This window comes from Burkholderia sp. AU31624, assembly GCF_020420065.1.
GTDB lineage: Bacteria > Pseudomonadota > Gammaproteobacteria > Burkholderiales > Burkholderiaceae > Burkholderia.
This window is the reverse complement of record NZ_JAIZRT010000002.1, coordinates 778557-799446: the sequence shown is the minus strand read 5'-3', so window position 1 is coordinate 799446 and position 20890 is coordinate 778557. Positions and strand designations below refer to the sequence as shown.

Annotated in this window: 15 protein-coding genes; 10 read left to right on the top strand and 5 right to left on the bottom strand. The window is 67.0% G+C overall.

All coding sequences use genetic code 11. The features are described 5' to 3' along the window. Nucleotides 1-2 precede the first annotated feature (2 nt). A complete protein-coding gene (locus LGM89_RS08875; protein WP_089474451.1) occupies nucleotides 3-644 on the bottom strand; it encodes a DUF938 domain-containing protein in 642 nt (213 codons plus the stop codon). Continuing rightward, on the bottom strand, nucleotides 641-1537 hold the full coding sequence (locus LGM89_RS08870) for an NAD-dependent protein deacetylase (RefSeq protein WP_226272864.1): 897 nt from the start codon (nucleotides 1535-1537) through the stop codon (nucleotides 641-643). Before LGM89_RS08870 ends, LGM89_RS08875 begins: the two co-directional genes overlap by 4 nt. A gap of 1015 nt (nucleotides 1538-2552) precedes the next feature. Between LGM89_RS08870 and LGM89_RS08865 the strand changes: the two genes are divergently transcribed. Next, nucleotides 2553-3284: a GNAT family N-acetyltransferase gene (locus tag LGM89_RS08865; RefSeq protein WP_226272863.1), complete on the top strand. Its 732-nt coding sequence runs from the start codon at nucleotides 2553-2555 to the stop codon at nucleotides 3282-3284. 21 nt (nucleotides 3285-3305) lie between these two features. On the opposite strand, the gene LGM89_RS08860 is transcribed toward LGM89_RS08865, so the two are convergent. Continuing rightward, complete coding sequence (locus tag LGM89_RS08860) at nucleotides 3306-3704, bottom strand: lysozyme inhibitor LprI family protein (protein WP_089497387.1); 399 nt, start codon at nucleotides 3702-3704, stop codon at nucleotides 3306-3308. Between the two features lie 185 nt (nucleotides 3705-3889). Here LGM89_RS08860 and LGM89_RS08855 point away from each other — a divergent pair, with 185 nt between their 5' ends. Together LGM89_RS08855 and LGM89_RS08850 are read left to right on the top strand one after the other, a co-directional pair. Then, nucleotides 3890-4849 carry an LLM class oxidoreductase gene (locus LGM89_RS08855; protein WP_226272862.1) on the top strand — a complete coding sequence of 320 codons (960 nt, stop codon included), beginning with the start codon at nucleotides 3890-3892 and terminating at the stop codon, nucleotides 4847-4849. Nucleotides 4850-5147: 298 nt separating this feature from the next. After that, on the top strand, nucleotides 5148-7634 hold the full coding sequence (locus LGM89_RS08850; protein ID WP_226272861.1) for a mechanosensitive ion channel family protein: 2487 nt from the start codon (nucleotides 5148-5150) through the stop codon (nucleotides 7632-7634). 27 nt (nucleotides 7635-7661) lie between these two features. On the opposite strand, the gene LGM89_RS08845 is transcribed toward LGM89_RS08850, so the two are convergent. Continuing rightward, nucleotides 7662-8495: a CerR family C-terminal domain-containing protein gene (locus LGM89_RS08845; protein WP_226272860.1), complete on the bottom strand. Its 834-nt coding sequence runs from the start codon at nucleotides 8493-8495 to the stop codon at nucleotides 7662-7664. Between the two features lie 92 nt (nucleotides 8496-8587). Between LGM89_RS08845 and LGM89_RS08840 the strand changes: the two genes are divergently transcribed. The 7 genes from LGM89_RS08840 (at nucleotide 8588) to LGM89_RS08810 (ending at nucleotide 20022) form a co-directional block, all read left to right on the top strand. Beyond that, complete coding sequence (locus LGM89_RS08840; RefSeq protein ID WP_226272859.1) at nucleotides 8588-9709, top strand: HlyD family secretion protein; 1122 nt, start codon at nucleotides 8588-8590, stop codon at nucleotides 9707-9709. Beyond that, nucleotides 9702-11288: an MDR family MFS transporter gene (locus LGM89_RS08835; RefSeq protein WP_226204044.1), complete on the top strand. Its 1587-nt coding sequence runs from the start codon at nucleotides 9702-9704 to the stop codon at nucleotides 11286-11288. The genes LGM89_RS08840 and LGM89_RS08835 overlap by 8 nt, the downstream gene beginning before the upstream one ends. 13 nt (nucleotides 11289-11301) lie before the next feature. After that, entirely contained in the window at nucleotides 11302-12789 is a 1488-nt protein-coding gene (locus LGM89_RS08830) for an efflux transporter outer membrane subunit (protein ID WP_226272858.1), read from the top strand. Nucleotides 12790-13096: 307 nt separating this feature from the next. Beyond that, the gene (locus tag LGM89_RS08825; RefSeq protein WP_226272857.1) at nucleotides 13097-14632 is read left to right on the top strand and encodes a catalase; all 1536 of its coding nucleotides are present in this window, start codon (nucleotides 13097-13099) and stop codon (nucleotides 14630-14632) included. Nucleotides 14633-14709: 77 nt separating this feature from the next. Further along, nucleotides 14710-15321 carry an ankyrin repeat domain-containing protein gene (locus tag LGM89_RS08820; protein WP_226204052.1) on the top strand — a complete coding sequence of 204 codons (612 nt, stop codon included), beginning with the start codon at nucleotides 14710-14712 and terminating at the stop codon, nucleotides 15319-15321. A gap of 714 nt (nucleotides 15322-16035) precedes the next feature. Beyond that, nucleotides 16036-17868, top strand: coding sequence for a protease pro-enzyme activation domain-containing protein (locus LGM89_RS08815; RefSeq protein ID WP_226272856.1), 1833 nt, complete (start codon nucleotides 16036-16038; stop codon nucleotides 17866-17868). A 450-nt stretch (nucleotides 17869-18318) separates the two neighbouring features. Continuing rightward, nucleotides 18319-20022, top strand: a complete 1704-nt coding sequence (locus tag LGM89_RS08810; protein ID WP_226272855.1) for a DUF3300 domain-containing protein — start codon at nucleotides 18319-18321, stop codon at nucleotides 20020-20022. A gap of 136 nt (nucleotides 20023-20158) precedes the next feature. Here the strand turns inward: LGM89_RS08810 and LGM89_RS08805 are convergent, their stop codons facing one another. Then, a complete protein-coding gene (locus LGM89_RS08805; protein WP_089497396.1) occupies nucleotides 20159-20809 on the bottom strand; it encodes a pyridoxamine 5'-phosphate oxidase family protein in 651 nt (216 codons plus the stop codon). Nucleotides 20810-20890 lie beyond the last annotated feature (81 nt).

The window sequence follows — 20890 nt, the reverse complement described above, 5'->3', positions numbered from 1 at the left end:
TGTCATTGCTCCGCGTGCGGCAGCCGCCGGAACACGACGCTCAGGTTGTTCGCCGGCATCTCGACCACCTCGATGCAGTCGAGCCCGCGATCGAGGCCGAGCGCGACGACGGTCTCGAGATCGCGCACGCCCCACGACGGGTCGCGGCCGCGCAGCTGCAGGTCGAACGCTTCGTTCGACGGCGCCGTATGCCGGCCCTCGCGGCGATACGGCCCGTACAGGAACAGCACGCCGCCCGGCCGCAGCAGGCGCGACGCACCCGCGAACAGCGCGTCGGTGCAGGCCCACGGCGAGATGTGAATCATGTTGATGCAGACGATGGCATCGAGCGTGTCGACCGGCCAGGACGCGTCCCGCACATCGAACGCGAGCGGCCCGGCAACGTTGGCGAGGCCGGCATGGGCAACCCACGCGGCGATCGAGCGCCGCGCCTGCGCATCGGGATCGCTCGGCTGCCAGTGCAGGCCCGGCAGCGCCTGCGCGAAGTGGACCGCGTGCTGCCCCGTGCCGCTCGCGATTTCGAGCACGCGGCCGCTCGCCGGCAGCACGCGGCGCAAGACGTCGAGGATCGGCCCGCGATTGCGTTCGGCCGCCGGCGCCGACAGCCGCGCGGACGGATCGGGCGAAGAGGTCGGATCGGTCACGATGCCTGCTCCGGTGCGTGGTTCGCGAGGCCCAGCCGCGCGGTCAGCGCGTCGAGCGCGGGTGCGCAGCGCGCCTCGACCTTCAGCGTCAGCATCGGATCGGCGCGCGTATGGCCGAGATTGAGCGCGGCGACCGGCTTGTTCTGTGCCTGCGCCCACACGCAGAAGCGATAGCCGGAATACACCATCAGCGACGAGCCGACGACCAGCAGCGCATCGGCCGCCTCGAGCGCCTGCGACGCGAGCGCCACGCGCTCGCGCGGCACGTTTTCGCCGAAGAACACGACCGCCGGCTTCAGCAGCCCGCCGCACGCGGGGCACGCCGGAATGCGGAACGTGTCGAGCGCGGCCCATTCGAGGTGCGCGTCGCCATCCGCGGCCGGCTCGGCCTGCGCGCCCAGCAGTTCGGGATTGTCGGCCTCGAGCATGACCTGGATCGTCGCGCGCGCATGATGCGCGCCGCAGCCAAGGCACGTGACGCCGTCGATTCCGCCGTGCAGTTCAATCACGTCGCCGCTGCCCGCGCGCTGGTGCAGGCCGTCGACGTTCTGCGTGACGAGCCGCTCGACCCGTCCCGCGCTGCCGAGCCGCGCCAGCGCCACGTGCGACCCGTTCGGCTGCGCGCGGCCGACGACGGGCCAGCCGATCATGCTGCGCGCCCAATAGCGCCGCCGCGCGGCATCGGAGCCGAGGAATTCGTGGAGCTGGATCGGCGGCGAGCGCATCCATTGGCCGTTGCGGTCGCGATAGCCGGGAATGCCGGAGTCGGTGCTGATGCCCGCGCCGGTCAGTACCAGCAGGCGCGGATGACGCTCGACGAACGTGTGCAGCGCATCGAGTGCGGCCGGTTCGAGGCCGGCGGTTGAAGGGTCGTGCAGGGCTTTGTCGTTCATGTTGGCAACGCGTGATCGGGCGCGCCGGCAAGTACCGTGCGCCCGCACGGGCAGCCAGGCACGCCAGCACATGATACAGAACGCCGCGCGATCGGGCCGATGGCTCGCGTCGCACATCGGCGCACAAAAAAAGACGCCCATCCGCCACTCGGCGATGGGCGCTTCAACAATTGATCCATCGGGGTAGTGGATCAACTGACAGCACAATTTCGCGGCGTCCGCCTTGCTGCGGCTGGTGAACGCTTCCCCTGGACTCCATGTGTTCCGCGATGCCGAATGCATCGATGCGCTGCCGGCTTTCCGGTGCGTGCCGGTTCGGCCCCGTCGCGCCACCGCAATGCACGGCACGCACACGTCTACGCCGCACGACGACTTGCGTTGCGCGCGGCAGATTGACGATCCGGGATCCGGGATCCGGGCCGGGCCATCCGCAGGCATTCACGGTTCATCCCCGACGGCCGACTGGCACCAGTCGGCCTCGTGCGTCATGCCTGCACGTCGTCGTTCAGAACAAGCCCGATTGCTCGGATGGAACGGAAAGCCGCGCGCTCACGTCGCCTCGATAAACGGCGAAGCGAATAGCCCGGCAGGTCGGCGATTCATGTTTGCAACACCACACGTTGCGATTCGGTCTGTTTTCATTCTCTTGTCCCCGTCTCCGATACGTCCGACCCACTGAAGCGATCGCCGGACCGACTGCGTCCGCGACCGCGCTCACGGCCTGCACAGATATGCAAGGAGCGCACCATGCTTCACGCCGCAAGGCCGCGCGGGTCAAAACGGGGCCATCGACGCGCATCGCGCACCGGCAAACAGCGCGAACGTTTCGAAACTGAAACGCCTGCCGGATCGGCTGCCGGGGCCGGGCGAGCCGTCACGCCGCACCCGCCCGGCCCCGGCGGACAGCGCGACGTTGCATCGACGCGCGACCGCCGAACGGCTTACAATCGCCCCACAGTGCCGCATGAACCGGCGCGCGGCGCGCACCACCCGACCGGAGCCCACTACCCGACGCATGCCTGACGCACACGACTGGCTGGATACCGACTACCGCACGCTGTTCCGCCTGCATCCGGATCGCCGGATCGAACGCGAGAACGATCCCGACTGCTCGCCCGGGCCGCGCTTCTGGCTCGGCCGAAGCACCGACGGCAACCTGGCGGGCATACGCGCCGACGTGCCCACTGCTGTTGCAGACGAACTCGCACACCTGGCCAGCAGCGAACCGCCGTCGGCGGACCACATGCAGCCCGCGCACCTCGATCGCTATCTCGCGCTGCTCGCCCCTGTTCCGCACTGGAATATCGGCCTTGTCTACCCGCTGCCGCACGCGCTCGGTTTCGACACCGACGCGCGCGTCGCGCTGATCGACGGCGACAGCGACGCGGGCCGCCATCTGCTGCATGCGCTGTCCAAGCACGGGATGCCCGAAGGCCTGTACTCGATGGGATTTCGAAGCGCCGCCGATCTGTGGGCGCCGTGGTGCGCGGCTGTCGTCGATGGAGAAGTCGCGTCGGTCGCGTTTGCCGCGCGGCTGTCCGAAGTCGGTGCCGAACTCGGTCTCGCGACGGCCCCTGCATTTCGTGGGCGCGGGCTCGCGGCGGCGGTGACCGCGGCGTGGTCGCGACTGCCGTCGCTTCAAACGCGCACGCTGTTTTACAGCACCGACAGCGACAACCGCGCGTCACGACGCGTGGCGTCGCGCCTCGGCCTCACGCTGCGCGGCACGACGCTGCGAGTGGCATAGCACTGGAGCCGGCGCGACACCTCAACGAAAGGCGTCGATCACCTTGATGCGACGCTCGGTTTCGTTGACGAAGCAACTGTCGACCTCCACGAGCCCGAGCGTGCCGCCCGCATCGGGCTGCCGCGATTCGGCGCACTTCGCGTCCCGCGCCTTGAGCCAGCGGCGCTCGTCGTTGCGCAGTCTCGCCTGGCCTTGCGCATCCAGGTTCGCCATCTTCGTCTTGTAGACCGCATTCAAGCGCTTGTCGGCTGCTTCGTATTTCAGTCCGAGGCAATTGCGGATGTCGGCCGTGTAGCCCGTTTCCTCGGCGGTCTTGCAAATAGCGGCGCGCTGCGCATCGTCCGCGAGCGCGTCCGACGCGACCGCGAAAAGCATCGCGCTTGCCGCCAGACCGATCGCCATGTGTCGAAGCATGTTCATCCGGATTTGTTGTTTTCAATGACGGAAGGCCCCGATTATGCCCGGCCCGCAGCCCGCATGACCTGCGTTGCCTCGACGTCAACCGGTCACCGCGCATGCCATACCGGGCAACCGTCGTGCAAACACGCTAGCATTCGAACACGCAACGTCGCGCGTTCGCTTCGCGCTGCCTCCAAGGACTCGACATGACCACGCCCGCCCCTGCCCGCCCCGATGTCGCGCATCGCGTCTTTTCGGACGGACGGTTGTCGATCGGCCTCACGCTTCCGCTGCTTCGCACCGGCCATATCGTCGCCGACTTCGACGAGCAGCTCGAACTCGCGGCGCTGGCCGACGCGCTCGGCTTTCGCGCGCTGTGGGTTCGCGACGTGCCGCTGAACAGCGCCGACTACCCCGATCCGGTCGGCCACCTCGACCCGTGGGTCCTGCTCGGCGCACTGGCGTCGCGTACGCGCCGGATCACGCTCGCCAGCGGCGCGATCGTGCTGCCGCTGCGTCATCCGCTGCATATCGCGAAAGGCGCGCTGTCGGTCGCGACGCTGTCGGGCGGCCGCTTCATCCTCGGGCTAGGCTCCGGCGACCGGCCGCCCGAATATGCGGCGTTCGGTGTCGATGCGGAGACGCGGCGCGACCGCTACCGCGCCCACTGGGACGTCGTCGCGGCCGCGCTCGGCATGCCATCGCGCGTGCTGCCCGACGAAGCGCCGCCCGATGCACCCGAATTCACGCTGCTGCCGCGCGGCGCCGACGCCGTGCCGATGCTGGCGGTCGGCTCGGGCGGACAAAGCGTCGACTGGATCGCACGGCACTCGCTCGGCTGGATGACGTACCACCGCGATCCGGACACGCAACGCGCACGCTATTCGATGTGGCGCGCGGCGGTCGACCGGCTCGCGATGCCCGCCTTTCGCGCGTTCGGCGTCTCGATGCGGCTCGACCTCGTCGCGGATCCCGATGCGCCGGCTACCGCATTGCCGCTCGGCTATGCAACCGGACGCCGCGCATTGATCGACATCCTGCGGGACATGCACGCGGCGGGCACGCACCACGTCACGCTGAATCCCGGCTCGGACCGGCCCGTGCGCGAAGTCATCGAGGAAATCGCGGAACACGTTCTGCCGGTTTTTCACGACGAGCCAGCTTGATTCGGCAGGATTCCAGATTAATTCGATCCAATGCGTGCGTGGTGCATCGTAGTCGACGAGCCGACATTACAAATGTCTTTCGCGCCGACAATTGAAACGCCCGACCTGTCTGGCGACCCACAGTCCGCGTCGGACACATGACTGCGCAAACGCGCCGCAAACGCCCGCGCCGCGTCGGGTATGCCCGATTCGAATGATCGTCGACGGAACTATTCGGTTTCCATCGCAATCATGTTAACTTCCGTCCATCGTTCAGCCTGGCGGGCCGCGCGCCGATGCGCGCCCGCATGCCTACTCCATGCGACATTTCCTCCTCGGCTGGCTGCTGGCCGCCGTCATCTCGGCCGCCCATGCGGCCGCTCCCGCCCCGGCCGCCGCGTCGGCCGCTTCCGGCACCGCGCCCGCGTTGACGCCGCAACAGGCGCAGCAGGCACTCAATGTGCTCGAAAATCCGCGCGATCGCGCGCAGGTCGAAACGACGCTGCGTGCGATCGCGGCCGTCGGCGCGTTGAGCGCACCCGCGATCGCGGCGAGCGATGCGGCTGCGGCCAGCGCCGCGTCGGCCGCCGCGGCTCCGGCGGCACTGACGTCGAACGGGCTCGCATCGATGCTCGTCCGGCAGGGATCGCGCTGGACCATCGAAATCGGCGGTGCGCTGAAGGAATCGCTGCACTCGCTGCTCGATGTCGGCTCGGTCGGCAACTGGTGGCACGACAAGCTGGTGCGCGCCGACGAGCGCGCGGATCTTGCACACGCGCTCTGGATCATCATCGCCGTGCTCGTCCCCGCGCTCGTCGTCGAATGGTTCGCGAAGCGGCTGCTGCGACGTGCGCTGGCCGCAGTGGCTGCTCGGCGCGCCGACACGTCGCGCCGCACCGAGTCCGAGTCCGAGTCTGAATCCGTTACGCCCGACTCCGCGACGCTCGACGACGGCAACGCACCACCGGGCGCAGTCGCCCCACCAGACGCTTCCAACGTCCCCGACGCCGCGCCCGCGTCGTCGCAAGGCCGCGGCCACGCGCGCCGCCACACCACGCTGCTGCACCGGATGCCGCGCGCGCTCGTCAGCCTTGCGTTGCGTGCCGTGCCGCTGCTCGTGTTCGTCGGCGTCGCGAGCCTGACGATGTCGGTGATCGGCGATACGGGCGCCCCGGTCGAATCCGCACTCGAAGCGCTGATCGACATCTACGTGATCTGCCGACTCGTCACGATCGTCAGCCGGCTGTTCTTCCAGCCCGATGCGCGGCAATTGCGCTTGCTGCACATCAGCGACGCGTGGGCCGACTTCGCGCAACGCTCGATCGCGCAGATCGTGATCGTGGTCGGCGCCTGCACGGCCGCGGTCGAGATCGCCGCGAGCTTCGGCCTCAGCGACGCCGGTCACGTCGCGCTGCTGAAAGCCGTCGCGCTCGTCGGGCACCTGATGGTCTCGGCGCTGATCCTCCAGTGCCGCTTGCCCGTCGCCGCGCGGATCCGCGCGGCCGGCGCGGATCGCCCGTCCTTCGCGATGGTCGCCAACGCGCTCGCGGACGCGTGGGCGCCCGTCTCGGTCTTCATCGTGATGGCCCTGTGGTTCGTGTGGGCGCTCGACGTCCACAACGGCTACCGCGTGCTGATCACGCTCGGCGGCCGCTCGATCGCCGTGATGATCGGCATGCGGATCGTGTCGATCGTCGTGTTCGGCGCGCTCGCGCGGCTGTTCCAGGGCCGCGACGAAGATCGCACGATCGTCCATGCGCACGCGTACCGCTACTACCCGCTGCTGCGCCAGATCGTGTCGGGCGCGATCGGCATCGTGACCATCGTGCTGCTGCTGCAGATCTGGGGTGTACCGATTTTCCGCGCGTTCGAGACCGGCACGATCGGCCACCGGCTCGCGTCGGCGCTGGTGACGATCGCCATCGCGGCCATCGTCGCGCTCGTCGTGTGGGAAGCCGCGAACATCGCAATCGAGCGCCGCCTGCAGCGCTGGACGCGCGAAGGCAATCTCATGCGCGCGGCGCGGCTGCGCACGCTGCTGCCGATGCTGCGCACGCTGCTGTTCGTGATGATCGCGCTCGTCGTCGTGCTGACGGGCCTCAGCCAGCTCGGCGTGAACGTCGGCCCGCTGCTTGCCGGCGCCAGCATCTTCGGTGTCGCGCTCGGCTTCGGCTCGCAGAAGCTCGTGCAGGATTTCATCACCGGGATCTTCCTGCTGATGGAAAACGCGATGCAGGTGGGCGACTGGGTCACGCTCGCCGGTGTGTCGGGCACGGTCGAGTACCTGTCGATCCGCACCGTGCGGCTGCGCGCCGGCGACGGGTCGTTGTACACGATTCCGTTCAGCTCGGTGACGACCGTCAACAATACGAATCGCGGGCTCGGCAACGCGGCCGTCAAGATCAGCATTGCCTACGGCGAGGATATCGACCGCGCGATCGCGACGCTGAAGGAGATCGGTGCGGCATTGCGCGACGATCCGAAGTACCGCGACGGCATCCTGTCGGACTTCAGCTACTGGGGTATCGACCAGGTCGACGGCGCGACGCTCGCGCTGGCCGGGCAGATGCAATGCACGGACTCGACGCGCTGGAGCGTGCAGCGTGAATTCAACCGGCGGATCGCGGAGACGTTCCGCGAACGCGGCATCCGGATCGCCAATCCGCAGCGCAGCGTCGTTGCGTACGCGGACGGATCGCGGCCGGTGGTCGATGACGAAAACGGCACCCGCGGCGACAGCAGCCATGCTGCCGAAGTGACGGCCCGCCCGCCGTCGCCGGCCGCACCGGCGCGCAAGCCGGGTTGACCGGCCGGGGCCAACGGCGCGCCGCGTTCAACGCGCGGCGGGCTTGCTCCCGCGCCGCGGGCCTTGCGCGGCGGGCGTCGACGCCCCCGCCTTCGCCGTGCGTTTCGCCGTCGCACCCGGCTCCCGCTTCGAGCCGGCTCCAGATTCGGCCGCCCATGCGTCGCGCTGCACGTGCCATTGCTGGAGCAGCACCCGAGTCTGCTCGGCAATCGTGTCGATCAGCAATTTCGCGCGCTCGCCTTCGAATGCCTCCCATTCGAGCAACTGCAGCGCCGAACGCTGCGCGATGTGGAACACCGTGATCTGCCCGAACAGGCTCAGTGCACGCAGGCGCGTGACGGGATCGTTGGCCGGCCGCCCCGAGATGCGGCCGATCAGCTCGGCGCTCACGTCGTTCAGCGGCTTGCGCATGCGCTTCATCAGGATTTCGCTCGCGCTCGCCGGCTCCTGGCCGCCTTGCTCGCGTGCAAAGAACATCCGCTGGTTCATCGTCTTCGGCGCCGTGAACATCCGGTCCGACAGCGCGCGCAGCAGCCCGACGAACGCATCGATCAGCACGTCGACGTCCGCGTCCGCATCGAGCATCGCCCACGCATGGCCGACCGCCGGCGCGAACACTTCCCAGCCGTGCTCCGCGATCGTCTCCACGCACGCGCGGTACACGCCTTCCTTGTTCTCGAAGTAGTACTGGAGCGCCGGCGCGTTCACGCCGGCCATCGCGGCGATCTCGCGTGTCGATGCCCCCGCGAACCCCCGCTCGCCGAACAGTTCGATCGCCGCCTCAATGATCCGCCGGCGCGTTTCGTCGCCGCGGGCGTAGCCGCCCGCCGACGTACGGCGCAGCTTCTTCGCTTCGTTCATGCCTTCCTCGTCATTCGATCGATCGACATTCTACTTGACACAATTTTATCAACTGGAATAATTCTTCCACTTGGAATAAATTGGATGCCAGCATGTCGACGCAGCAAGACCCGCCACAGAAAGCAGATCGTCAGGAAAACGGAACAACCCGGCGCAACGGCAACGGATCGAAACGGCGCATCCTGCTCGTCGTCGCCGTGCTTGCGGCGATCGGCGGCGCCGTCTGGCTCGGCCGCTGGTGGACGGTCGGCTGCTTCATCGAAAGCACCAACGACGCGTACCTGCAGGCGGACAGCATGACCGCCGCGCCGAAGGTCGCCGGCTACGTGACCGACGTGTACGTGCGCGACAACCAGGCCGTGAAGGCCGGCGATCCGCTCGTGCGGCTCGACGTCCGCCAGTACCAGGTCGCGCTCGCGCAATCGCTTGCGACCGTCGACGCGCGCCGCGCCGACATCGCACGCGCCGAGGCCGACATCAGCCAGCAGCATGCGAATCTCGAACAGGCCGATGCACAGGCGAAGGTGTCGCGCATCAATGCGCAGCACGCCAGCGACGAATACACGCGCTATGCGCCGCTCGCCGCGACCGGCGCGGAAACGCACGAACGCGTGGCCGACCTGAAGAGCACGCGCGATCAGGCGGCCGCGACGCTCGCCGCGAACAATGCGTCGATCGCTGCCGCCCGCACGCAGATCGCGTCGTACACAGCGCAGCTCCAGCAGGCGCGCGCGCAGCTCGAAGCCGCGCAGGCCAGCGCCGCACAGGCGCGGCTCGACCTCGACAACACGATCGTGCGCAGCACCCTCGCCGGCCGCGTCGGCGATCGCACCGTGCGCGTCGGTCAATACGTGCAGCCCGGCACGCGCCTGCTGACCGTCGTGCCCGTCGACTCGATCTACCTCGTCGCGAACTTCAAGGAAACGCAGATCGGCAACATGCGCATCGGCCAGCCCGTCGAACTGCACGTCGACGCGCTGCCGGACGGCGCGCTGTCCGGCGTCGTCGACAGCTTCGCCCCCGGCACGGGCGCGCAATTCGCGCTGCTGCCGCCCGAGAATGCGACCGGCAACTTCACGAAGATCGTCCAGCGCGTGCCGGTACGCATCCGCCTCGCCGCGGACGCCCGCGCGCAGCGCATGCTGCTGCCGGGGCTGTCGGTGACGGTCGACGTCGATACGCGCTCGGCCCGCGACGAGACGCATCATGGCTGAACCGTCCGCCATGATGCCCATGCCGCCGCACGAGGGCCGTGCGAGCGTGACCGACTGGATCGCGGTCGCGGCGGGCGCGCTCGGCGCGCTGATGGCGACCCTCGACATTTCGATCACGAACTCCGCGCTGCCGCAGATCCAGGGTGAAATCGGCGCGACCGGCACCGAAGGCACGTGGATCTCGACCGGCTACCTGATGTCGGAGATCGTGATGATCCCGCTCGCCGCGTGGCTCACGCGCGTGTTCGGGCTGCGCAATTTCCTGCTGACGAACTCCGCGCTGTTCATTGCCTTCTCGATGATGTGCGGCTGGTCGCATTCGCTGCCGATGATGATCGCCGGCCGGATCGGCCAGGGCTTCACCGGCGGTGCGCTGATCCCGACTGCACAAACCATCATCCGCACGCGGCTGCCGCTGTCGCAGTTGCCGGTCGGCATGACGCTGTTCGGCCTGATCGTGCTGCTCGGGCCGCTGTTCGGCCCCGTGCTCGGCGGCTGGCTCGCGGAGAACGTCAGCTGGAGCTGGTGCTTTTTCCTGAACCTGCCGGTGTGCCTGTTGCTGATGGCGTTGTTGATATTCGGGCTGCCGTCGGACCGCCCGCAATGGCATGCATTCCTGAACGCGGACTGGCTCGGGATCTTGGGTCTCGCGATCGGTCTGAGCTCGCTCACCGTCGTGCTCGAGGAAGGCCAGCGCGAGCGCTGGTTCGAATCGCAGATGATCGTCACGTTGAGCCTCGTATCGCTTGCCGGAATGATCCTGATCGCGTTGTCGCAGCTCTTTGCAAAGCGGCCGATCATGCGGCTGTCGCTGATGCGCAACCCGCGCTACGCGAGCGTGATCGTGATCGTGTCCGCGGTGGGCGCCGGGCTGTACGGCGTGTCCTACCTGCTGCCGCAGTTCCTGGCGATCGTCGCCGGCTACAACGCGGAACAGGCAGGCGCGATCATGCTGCTGTCGGGGCTGCCCGCGTTCCTCGTGATGCCGATCCTGCCGCGCCTGCTCGGCAAGGTCGATTTCCGCATCCTCGTGATCTCGGGGCTGTTGCTGTTCTGCCTGAGCTGCATGCTCGACATCAGCCTGACCGCGCAGAGCGTCGGCCACGACTTCGTCTGGTCGCAACTGATCCGCGGCGTCGCGCAGATGCTCGCGATGATGCCGCTCAACCAGGCCTCGATGGCGGCCGTCGCACGCGAAGACTCGGGCGATGCGGCCGGGCTCTACAACATGGCGCGCAATCTCGGCGGCTCGATCGGGCTCGCGATCATCGGCACCGTGATCGACCGGCGCACGACCTTCCATACGGCCGCGCTCCGCGAATCGGTGACGGCGAACTCGCTGATCGGGCAGGACCGGCTGTCGGCCTACGCGGCCAACTGGTTCTCGCACACCGGCGACCTCGCGTATTCGAACATGCGCGCGCTCGGACAGCTGGCGCAGCAGATCCAGATCCAGGCCGTCGTGATGACCTATTCCGAAACCTTTTATCTGCTGGGCCTCGCGCTGCTTGCCTGCGTGCCGCTCGCGCTGCTGCTGAGAACGCCGCGCGGGCCGCAGCCGATGTCGTCCGGCCACTGAACCGTCTTACGCGATGAAACCCTTCTCCCTGCCCCGCCGCCCCGCGCTCACGCTGTGCGCGGCCGCGTGCCTGCTCGCCGGCTGCACGGTCGGCCCCGACTATCGCGGCGCGCCCGCCGCGCCGGATGCGCCGACCTTCGTGCGCGCGCCGGCCACCGGCGTCGACCCCGCGGCGCCCGCGCCGAGCGCATGGTGGCACGCGCTCGACGATCGCCAGCTCGACGACCTGATCACCGCCGCGCTCGCGTACAACCCCGATCTGCACGCGGCACAAGCCCGCTTGCGCGCATCGCGCGCGCAGCTCGCGCAACAACGTGCGGCCCAGTTGCCGAAGTCGTCCGCCACCGTCGCCGCCATCCGCATGCGCGAGCCGGACGTCAGCGCACTCGGTTCGCTGCTGCCGTCGAACGGTTCGAGCCAATCGGGCGGCACCTCGCCGTCGCTGGGTGGCTCGGGCCCGCTGCAGCTCTATTCGGCAGGCTTCGACGCAACCTGGGAAATCGACCTGTTCGGCGGCACGCGCCGCGCGGTCGAAGCGGCATCTGCGCAAGCGGAAGCGGTCGACGCCGATCTCGCCGACACGCAGGTGTCGATCACGGCCGAAGTCGCCAACGCGTACATCGACCTGCGCGATCAACAGCAGCGGCTTGCGTTGTCGCGGCGCACTGCCGAGCTGCAGCAGAAGATGCTCGAACTCACGCAGCAGCGTCGCGCGCGTGGCGTTGCCGCCGATGCCGACATCGAACGCCTGACGACGCAAGTCGAAAACACGCGTGCATCGCTGATCCCGCTCGACGCGCAGGTGACGGAATCGCTCGACCGGCTCGCGATCCTGACGGGCCGCGCACCCGGTGCGCTCGACGCGGCGTTGTCGACATCGGATGCGCCGTTGCCGACGCTACCCGGCAGCGTCGCGATCGGCGATCCGGCCACGCTGCTGAAACAGCGCCCCGACATTCGCGCGGCCGAGCGCCGGCTCGCATCGAGCAATGCGCAGATCGGCGAGCACGTCGCCGACTATTTCCCGAAGGTGACGCTGCTCGGCGACCTCGGTTTCAGCGCGGCGGACCCGGGCCACCTGTTCCGCAAGCAGAACTTCACCTGGGTCGGCGCGCCGTATCTGCAATGGAACATTCTCGACTTCGGGCGTACGCGCGGTGCGGTGCGCGCGGCCGAGGCATCGCGAGACGAGGCGGAAGCGAACTATCAGAAGGCGGTGCTCGGCGCCCTGCAGGATGCCAACACGGCATTGCAGCGTTACGGGCACCAGCGCGAGCATGTCGTTGCACTCACCAAGGTGCAGACGTCGGCCATGCATTCCCGATCGCTGATGGACGAGCGCTATCGCGCGGGCGTCGCATCGATGATCGACCTGCTCGATACGCAACGCGAAGCGTTGGCCGCGCAGCAGAACGTGATCGCCGGGCAGGCCGAGCTGATCAAGGACTACGTGTCGTTGCAGAAGAACCTCGGGCTCGGGTGGCAGGCGGGCGCGGGTTGATGTCCGGTTGATCGGTGCCGCACGGCCAGGTTTGTCGAGACTGCGGCGGCGCCGATGCTCGAAATGTGGATCGCAAGTCCAAAGCGCCCGCGTTCGATACTTGTGGATCGCCTCACGGCGCGCGACGCAACAACTCATTGCGCACGCAACGATATTCATCGCCTGCGTCGATGAGAGCCGCACCCACGCCGCACGCACGCCGTCGCTATCGGAAACATATCGAATATCAATTAGCCAATCGTCTGACGATCTCTTCTAATTCAGTCGGCTTCCCCACCACCGATCGGATTCAAGGAGTTCCATCGTCATGTCCTCATCCTCCCATCGCGTGCTGAGACACGCGGTCGCCGCGATCTGCGTTGCACTTTCCGCGTCCCCCCATGCCGCCGAACTCACGCGAGACACGGGCGCCCCCGTCGGCGACAACGAGAATTCGCAGACGGCCGGCCCTGCCGGCCCCGTGCTCCTGCAAGACTCCGCACTCATCGAGAAACTGCAGCGCTTCGATCGCGAGCGCATTCCGGAACGGGTCGTGCATGCACGCGGCACCGGCGCATTCGGCGAGTTCGTGCCGACCGCCGACATCTCGAACCTGACGAAAGCGAAGGTCTTCACACCCGGCACCCGCACGCCCGTGTTCGTGCGCTTCTCCACCGTGATGGGCTATCGCGGCTCGCCTGAACAGGCGCGCGATCCGCGCGGTTTCGCGGTGAAGTTCTATACGCAACAGGGCAACTGGGACATGGTCGGCATCAACTGGCCCGTGTTCTTCATTCGCGACGGCATCAAGTTCCCCGACTTCGTTCACGCGAACAAGCCGAGCGCCGTGACCGGCGTGCAGGATCCGAACCTCGCATTCGACTTCTTCGCGCACACGCCCGAAGCGACGAACATGCTGACGATGCTGTACACGAACGCCGGCATGCCCGATTCGTATCGTCACATGGACGGCTTCGCGGTGCACGCGTTCAAGTTCGTCAATGCGCACGGCGACGTGCACTACGTGAAGTTCCACTGGAAGAGCCAGCAAGGCGTGCACGGCCTGCGTCCGCAAGACATCAATGCATCGATCGGGCGCGACTGGAACATGATGACGAACGACCTGTACGGCGCGCTGAAGCAAGGCGACTTCCCGAAGTGGGATCTGTACGTGCAGGTGCTCACGCAGCAGGACCTGAACCGTTTCGACTTCGATGCGCTGGACGACACGAAGGTGTGGACCGGTGTGCCCGAGCGCAAGATCGGCACGATGACGCTGAACCGCGTGCCCGACAACTACTTCCAGTCGACCGAGGAATCGGCGTTCGCGCCGTCGCGACTCGTGCCCGGCATCGAGCCGTCCGAAGACCGGATGCTGCAGGACCGGCTGTTCGCGTACGCCGACACGCAGATGTACCGGCTCGGCGCGAACTACATGGACCTGCCGATCAACCGGCCCGTCGTGCCGGTGGTCAACAACAACCAGGACGGCAAGATGAACGCCGGCGACCGCAAGGGCGAGGTGAACTACGAACCGTCGACGCTGCATGAACTCGCGCCGGATCCGCAATACAAGTCCGTGCGCATGACGCTCAACGGCACGACGCAGCAGGAAGCGATCCACAAGAAGCTGCGGTTCCGTCAGGCGGGCGAGTACTACCGCAGCCTGTCGCAGCAGGACAGGGACGACCTGATCACCGCGCTGTCCGGCGACCTCGGCAAGGTGACGAACGCGCACAACCAGTACGCGATGCTGTCGTACTTCTACAAGGCCGATGCCGACTACGGCACGCGTCTCGCGCAGGCCGTGCACGCCGACGTCGGGCAAGTGCAGGCGCTCGCCGCGAGGCTGAGCGAGAACTGATCCCGCGACTCCGGTCGCCGTCGACGTGCGGGGTTGCGCCGCGCACGTCGACCTTACCCACCCATCAGGACATCCTCATGCAATCCGAACGCCTGACGCGCGCGATCCGCGCCACCGCAGCAGTCCTGGCGCTGGCCGCGCTCGCCGGTTGCGCGCACCTTCCCGAGCAGCCGGCGTATGCGCCGGCCGACCCCGCCGCGCTGCGCCGCTACGACGGCGACTGGTTCGACGCCGCCCGCGTCGGACGCGTCGACATCCTGCGCGCATTGCACGACGCCGGCTATCCCGTCGATGCCACCGACAGCCATGGCTTTACGGCCGTGATACTCGCGTCCTACGACGGCCAGCCGGCAGCGCTCGACTATCTACTGTCGGCCGGCGCAAACGCATGCGCCGGCGACCGCCACGGCAACACGGCGCTGATGGGCGCCCTCTTCAAGAACGAACCCGACATCGCACGGCGCCTGATCGACACGCCATGCCCGATCGACCAGACGAACGGCGCCGGGGAAACCGCGCTGGGATTCGCCACGCTGTTCAATCGATTCGACCTGATTCCGCTCCTCGTCGCGCGTGGCGCGAATCCGAATCATGTCGATCGGCGCGGTCAGTCGCTGCTGCAGCTCGCGCGGTCGCACGACAACACGGAAGCCGTGGATGCGCTGCGGCATGCAGGTGCGAGGCAGTAGCTTCATGCCCCGCTTCCTGATGCCCGCGGACTCGCCTCGCTTCACCGCGTCCGGCGATTCGAGTCCCGCCTCGAATAGGATCGGCCAATTGCCCCATTACGCATCAAACCGGAAACGATCGGCAAATCGCATTCCGCATTACTTTCTTTAGCGGCCCTGGACATTACAAAACACTGCCAATATTTTCAAAAACATTTCACCTATTCGCTTTAATTTAGTTTCATATAATCAAAAAAAGTTTGACACCTCGCTTTCGTTCTTGATACCGTCCGATGCAAGCAATCTGACGAATTGCTCACTACGCAATCGCTTCCGCTCTACGATTTTTGCTTCCGCCGTACCGCAATGCTCGCCGCCGGCCACATCGTTCGCGCGCCGACGGATGCAACATCCCGATGCATCTCATTGGACAACTGCCATCCGGCAGCGGGCCGAAGGATCGAATCAAATGAGCAGGACAACGAAACTGTTGCTCTAGCAATCTCGCCCGCGCCCCGTCCGGCGCAGTTGCGTCGTATCGCGGCGCAGCCTTCCCGTTACCGCGTTTTCCGTATTTCGCTCCCGGAGACAAGACACCTTTCCGGATCGGGCGAAAGGCCCTGTCGCGTCCGTGCCATCCGCATGCGTGCGACAGAAATCGGCGGTGCATGACCCGCACCGCTGTCGACCGTTGTTGTTCGTGCTGTTCGATGTTCAACCGGAGGGGTAATTCAAATGAATCAGGTTGCAGACAAGAATCAAAAGCACAATCGCTTCGTCAAACTCGCATTCGCCGCCGCCGCAGTCGCATCGTTCGGCATGGCGACGGCCCACGCCGCGCCTGCGGCCGGCTGGACGGAAACGCACACCAAGGGTTTCCTGCCGCTCGTGCAGCAAAGCGAAGCCGGTACGGCCGGCGCGCCCGCCGCGAGCACGGCGGCGGCTGCAGCAGCAGCCGTCGAGATGGCGCCGGGCGAGTCGGTGGACATCGTGCTCGGGCTGAACCTGCGCAACGAGGCGCAACTCGACCAGTATCTGCACGACCTGCATACGCCTGGTTCGCCGCACTACCGGCAGTTCCTCACGCCGGCGCAGTTCGCGTCGCAATATGCGCCGACCGACCAGCAGGTCGCCTCGGTCGTCGCGCATCTGCGCAAGGCAGGCTTCGTGAACATCGTCGTCGCGCCGAACCGTCTGCTGGTCTCCGCGTCCGGCACCGCGGCCACCATCAAGTCCGCGTTCCGCACGACGCTCAAGCGCTTCACGCGCAACGGCCGCAGCGTCTACGCGAATACCGACGCAGCGCAAGTGCCGAACGCGATCGGCGGCGTCGTGGGTTCGGTACTGGGCCTGCAGAACGTCGAGCTGATGCACACGGGCGCGGGCAGCCAGCCGCAAGGCAACACCAGCAACCTGACGATTCCGGCCGGCGCATCGGCGGTGCCGCACAACCCGACCGAATTCTCGTCGATCTACGGCGGCGACGGCACGCCGACCGCCTCGCAGACCACCGTCGGCATCATCTCCGAAGGCGACCTGTCGCAGACGGTAAGCGACCTCAATACGTTCGCCGCAAACAACAGCCTCGGCACGATCAGCAGCAGCATCGTGAAGACGGGCCCGTCCGGCAGCTCGTACACCGACACCGACGGCACCGTCGAATGGAACCTCGACAGCCAGTCGATCGTCGGCGCGGCCGGCGGCAGCGTGAAGCAGGTCGTGTTCTACGTCGCACCGTCGATGACGCTCACGGCGATCACCGCCGCGTACAACAAGGCCGTGACCGACAACGTCGCGAAGGTGATCAACGTGTCGCTCGGCGTGTGCGAATCGTCCGCGAACAGCACCGGCTCGCAGGCCACCGACGACACCATCTTCAAGCAGGCAGTCGCGCAGGGGCAGACCTTCTCGGTATCCGCCGGCGACCATGGCGCGTACGAATGTGCGAGCGGCACGCCGTCGCGCTCGACCTACACGGTGAGCGAGCCGGCAACGTCGCCGTACGTGATCGCCGTGGGCGGCACGACGCTGTTCACCAATACGTCGACCAACGCGTACAACAGCGAGATCGTCTGGAACGATCCGAGCTGGCAGCCGGGCACCGTGTGGTCGACGGGCGGCGGGTACAGCAAGTACGAAGCCGCGCCGTCGTGGCAATCGTCGAGCCTCACGGGCTCGACCAAGCGCGCACTGCCTGACGTCGGCTTCGACGCGGACCTGCGCACCGGCGCGATTCTCGTCGTCAACGGCCAGACGTCCAACACGCTGTGGGGCTCGGGCTACCTCAACAACGAAGGCGGCACGAGCCTCGCCGCGCCGATCTTCACGGGCATCTGGGCGCGCTTGCAGTCCGCCAACAACAATGCGCTCGGGTTTCCCGCGTCGAGCTTCTACAAGTACTTCCCGAGCAACGCGGCACTGCTGCACGACGTCACGTCCGGCAACAACGGCAGCGGCACCTACGGCTACAAGGCAAAGGCCGGCTGGGACGCGACGACGGGCTTCGGCAGCGTGAACATCTCGAAGCTGAACACGTTCATCCAGAGCACGTCGGATTTCGCACGCTGATGGATCGATGACTGCCCCGGTTCCGCGTGCGCACCGCAACGCATGCATGGAACCGGATGTGATCGCTTGAACAACCCGTGGGGGCCGCAAGGCCTTCGCGGGTTTTTTGTATTCCGCGCAGTCTCGAGGCGCAGCCTTCGGCGCGGCGATGCCCTCGCCAACCTTGCAATCGTTGCGCAAGCAACTTTCATGTCCATTACCCGGGCAGCATCGACCCGCTTACGGACTGCAAGGTACACACTGTTACACAACACGCAGACAACTTCCGCGCGTGTCGTGCGTTTAACTGGATATATCGATTCGTCGCGGGACAACCACCCTGCGAGCACGACCCTGCCGCCGGCCCCGGCCGATGCCCCCGGAGCATGCGCTGACGGCCGCGGCACAGTGCTCAAGCCGATCGCGCGGCCCGCGTGCCTGCCAACGCCGACACAACCCTGAACGAACAACATGAACAACACACGTGCACACCGCCCCGTCAGAACGCTGCTCGCGTCGTCCCTCATCGTGTCGCTGCTCGGCCTCTCGGCCTGCAACAAGAACGGCGACAGCAGCGCCGCCGCTCCGGCCAGCGACGCAAGCGCGGCCGCCGCGGCCCAGCCCGCCTCGACGCCCGTCGCCTACACGCCGCCGACTGCCGACCAGCTCTACCAGATGGTCGCGCCGATCGCACTGTTCCCCGACAAGCTCGTCGCGCTGGTGCTGGCGGGTGCAACGTATCCGGACCAGGTCACGGCCGCCAATAACTGGGTCATGCAGAATCCGTCGTTGAAGGGACAGCCACTCGCCACCGCCGCCGATACGCAGCCGTGGGATCCTTCCGTCAAGGCATTGACCGCGTTCCCGGCGGTGCTGTCGCAGATGGCATCGAACCCGGCCTGGACCACGTCGCTCGGTCAGGCCTACTACAACGACCCCACCGACGTGATGAACGCGATCCAGGTGATGCGCCAGCGCGCGCAGACGTCCGGTCATCTCCGCTCGGGCGGCCAGATGCGGGTCACGCAAGTCGCGCAGGCCGCACCGACCGGCTATACGCCGGCCAACGATGCGCCCGTCGTCTACGCCGGGCCGGCGATCGTGCCGCCCCCCGCGCAGGCCATCGAGATCGAGTCGGCACAGCCCGACGTCGTCTATGTCCCGTCGTACAACCCGACGGTCGTCTACGGCGAACCGGTTTCGGCGTACCCCGGCTACGTGTACCGGCCGCCTTCATACAGCACGGGGGAAGTCGTTGCGGCCGGCGTGATCACGTTCGGCGTCGGCATCGCCGTCGGCGCCGCGATCTTCGGGCACCACGACTGGGGCTGGCATGCATGGGGCATGAACTGGGGCGCGCCGCGTCCGGAAGGCCCCCGCAGGAACGACGGCTGGGAGCGCCCGGCCGTGGTGTACAACCACACCACGTACGTGTCGAAGTCGACCACCGTGATCAACAACATCACCAACATCCGCAACACGCGAATCACGAACAACTACGGCGGCAACGTCACCAACAATACGACGAACACGACGATCGAACGCAACACGATGCAGCCGGGTGCGGCGCCGATGCGCGGGCAGGCCATGGAGCAACGCCCGGGCGCCGTGCCGATGACGATGCCGCACTTCGGCGCGAACGACGCGCGCCCCGGCGCGCGCCCGTCGCCTGGCGCGTTCGCACAGAACCGTGTGAGCGAACCGCATGCCGAGGCACCCGCGCAGCATGCGCCCGGCGCGATGCGCGAAGAGCGGCAGCAGGCCATGCAGCAGGCACACGCCGCGCAGGAAAATCGTGCGGCCGCCCAGCAGCAGCAATTGCAGCAGCAACAGCGCAACGAAGCTCAGCAGCAACGCGAGGCGATGCAACAGCACAACGCCGCGCAGCAGCAGCAACGTGAGGAAATGCAGCAACACAACGCAGCGGAGCAACAGCAGCGCGAGGCGTTGCAGCAACACAATGCGGAACAGCAACGGCAGCGCGAAGCCATGCAGCAACGCAACGAGACTCAGCAGCAAGTGCGCAAAGAGGCGCCACCGCACAACGAAGCGCAGCCGCAGGAACACGCGGCAGCGCAGCCGCGGCAACCGGCCCCCGAGCACGCACCGGCACCGCATCCGCACCCTGCGGCGTCGCATCCGCCACACGAGACGCATGAGCATCGCACCGAGTGAAATGCACGCCAGCCGGCAGCGCGGGTTTCGCACTGCCGGCTGGCGACACCGCGTCTCGTTGGCGTGCGAACCCCGCTCGGCACGACATTCCGCGCGCCACCGTTTTCAGCGAAACCGCACGGCGGTGCCGTGCAACTTACTCCTCCCAGTTCCGGACATAATCCGGCACCGGCACGCTGCCCTCGGCATGGACCGGCGCACCGCGCGTCATCTTCAGCGGCAGGATCCCCGTCCAGACAGCAAGCGCGAGATCTTCGTCCTTGTCGGACGGCATTGAGTCGCTGACCTTCACGGCTGCTTCCGCAAGCGCAATCCGCAGCACGCTGGTCGCATTGATTTCCTTGTCGTTGCCGGGCCGCGCGTCATGCTTGCGACCCGGAGCGATCTTGTCCATCAATGCATCCAGCGCCGCCAGCTTGTCCGCACTACGCTCCACCATCTCGAACCGCCCGTAGATCACCGCGGATCGGTAATTCATCGAATGGTTGAAGGCCGACCTGGCCAACACGAGACCGTCCAGCAACGTCACCGCGACGGAGGCCGGCATGCCCGCCGCCAGCGCCTTGATCATCCGGCTGCCGTTCGACCCGTGAATATAGAGGTAATCGCCCCGTCTCCAGTGCGCGGTCGGGATGCAGTGTATGTCCTCGCCCGAACCGAATGCGATGTGGCACACGTAAGCCTCGTCCACGATGCGATGAAGCACCTCGCGATCGCGGCTTGCCAGCTCCGGCAGGCGGCGAATGGTGGTGCGGGATGTGGGGGAGATGACGGTCTGGTCTTGCATGTTTCGTTTTCCTGTTTGCACGCCCTTGCGCGCATCGAGCGGCCCGCGTTTCGGCAACGCGCAGGCGTTCACTCCAAATAT

What these genes read in the sequence shown, in the direction of transcription:
- LGM89_RS08870 (WP_226272864.1), bottom strand. Translation starts at nt 1,537, where the DNA reads ATGAACGACAAAGCCCTGCACGACCCTTCAACCGCCGGCCTCGAACCG.
- LGM89_RS08865 (WP_226272863.1), top strand. Translation starts at nt 2,553, where the DNA reads ATGCCTGACGCACACGACTGGCTGGATACCGACTACCGCACGCTGTTC.
- LGM89_RS08860 (WP_089497387.1), bottom strand. Translation starts at nt 3,704, where the DNA reads ATGAACATGCTTCGACACATGGCGATCGGTCTGGCGGCAAGCGCGATG.
- LGM89_RS08855 (WP_226272862.1), top strand. Translation starts at nt 3,890, where the DNA reads ATGACCACGCCCGCCCCTGCCCGCCCCGATGTCGCGCATCGCGTCTTT.
- LGM89_RS08850 (WP_226272861.1), top strand. Translation starts at nt 5,148, where the DNA reads ATGCGACATTTCCTCCTCGGCTGGCTGCTGGCCGCCGTCATCTCGGCC.
- LGM89_RS08845 (WP_226272860.1), bottom strand. Translation starts at nt 8,495, where the DNA reads ATGAACGAAGCGAAGAAGCTGCGCCGTACGTCGGCGGGCGGCTACGCC.
- LGM89_RS08840 (WP_226272859.1), top strand. Translation starts at nt 8,588, where the DNA reads ATGTCGACGCAGCAAGACCCGCCACAGAAAGCAGATCGTCAGGAAAAC.
- LGM89_RS08835 (WP_226204044.1), top strand. Translation starts at nt 9,702, where the DNA reads ATGGCTGAACCGTCCGCCATGATGCCCATGCCGCCGCACGAGGGCCGT.
- LGM89_RS08830 (WP_226272858.1), top strand. Translation starts at nt 11,302, where the DNA reads ATGAAACCCTTCTCCCTGCCCCGCCGCCCCGCGCTCACGCTGTGCGCG.
- LGM89_RS08825 (WP_226272857.1), top strand. Translation starts at nt 13,097, where the DNA reads ATGTCCTCATCCTCCCATCGCGTGCTGAGACACGCGGTCGCCGCGATC.
- LGM89_RS08820 (WP_226204052.1), top strand. Translation starts at nt 14,710, where the DNA reads ATGCAATCCGAACGCCTGACGCGCGCGATCCGCGCCACCGCAGCAGTC.
- LGM89_RS08815 (WP_226272856.1), top strand. Translation starts at nt 16,036, where the DNA reads ATGAATCAGGTTGCAGACAAGAATCAAAAGCACAATCGCTTCGTCAAA.
- LGM89_RS08810 (WP_226272855.1), top strand. Translation starts at nt 18,319, where the DNA reads ATGAACAACACACGTGCACACCGCCCCGTCAGAACGCTGCTCGCGTCG.
- LGM89_RS08805 (WP_089497396.1), bottom strand. Translation starts at nt 20,809, where the DNA reads ATGCAAGACCAGACCGTCATCTCCCCCACATCCCGCACCACCATTCGC.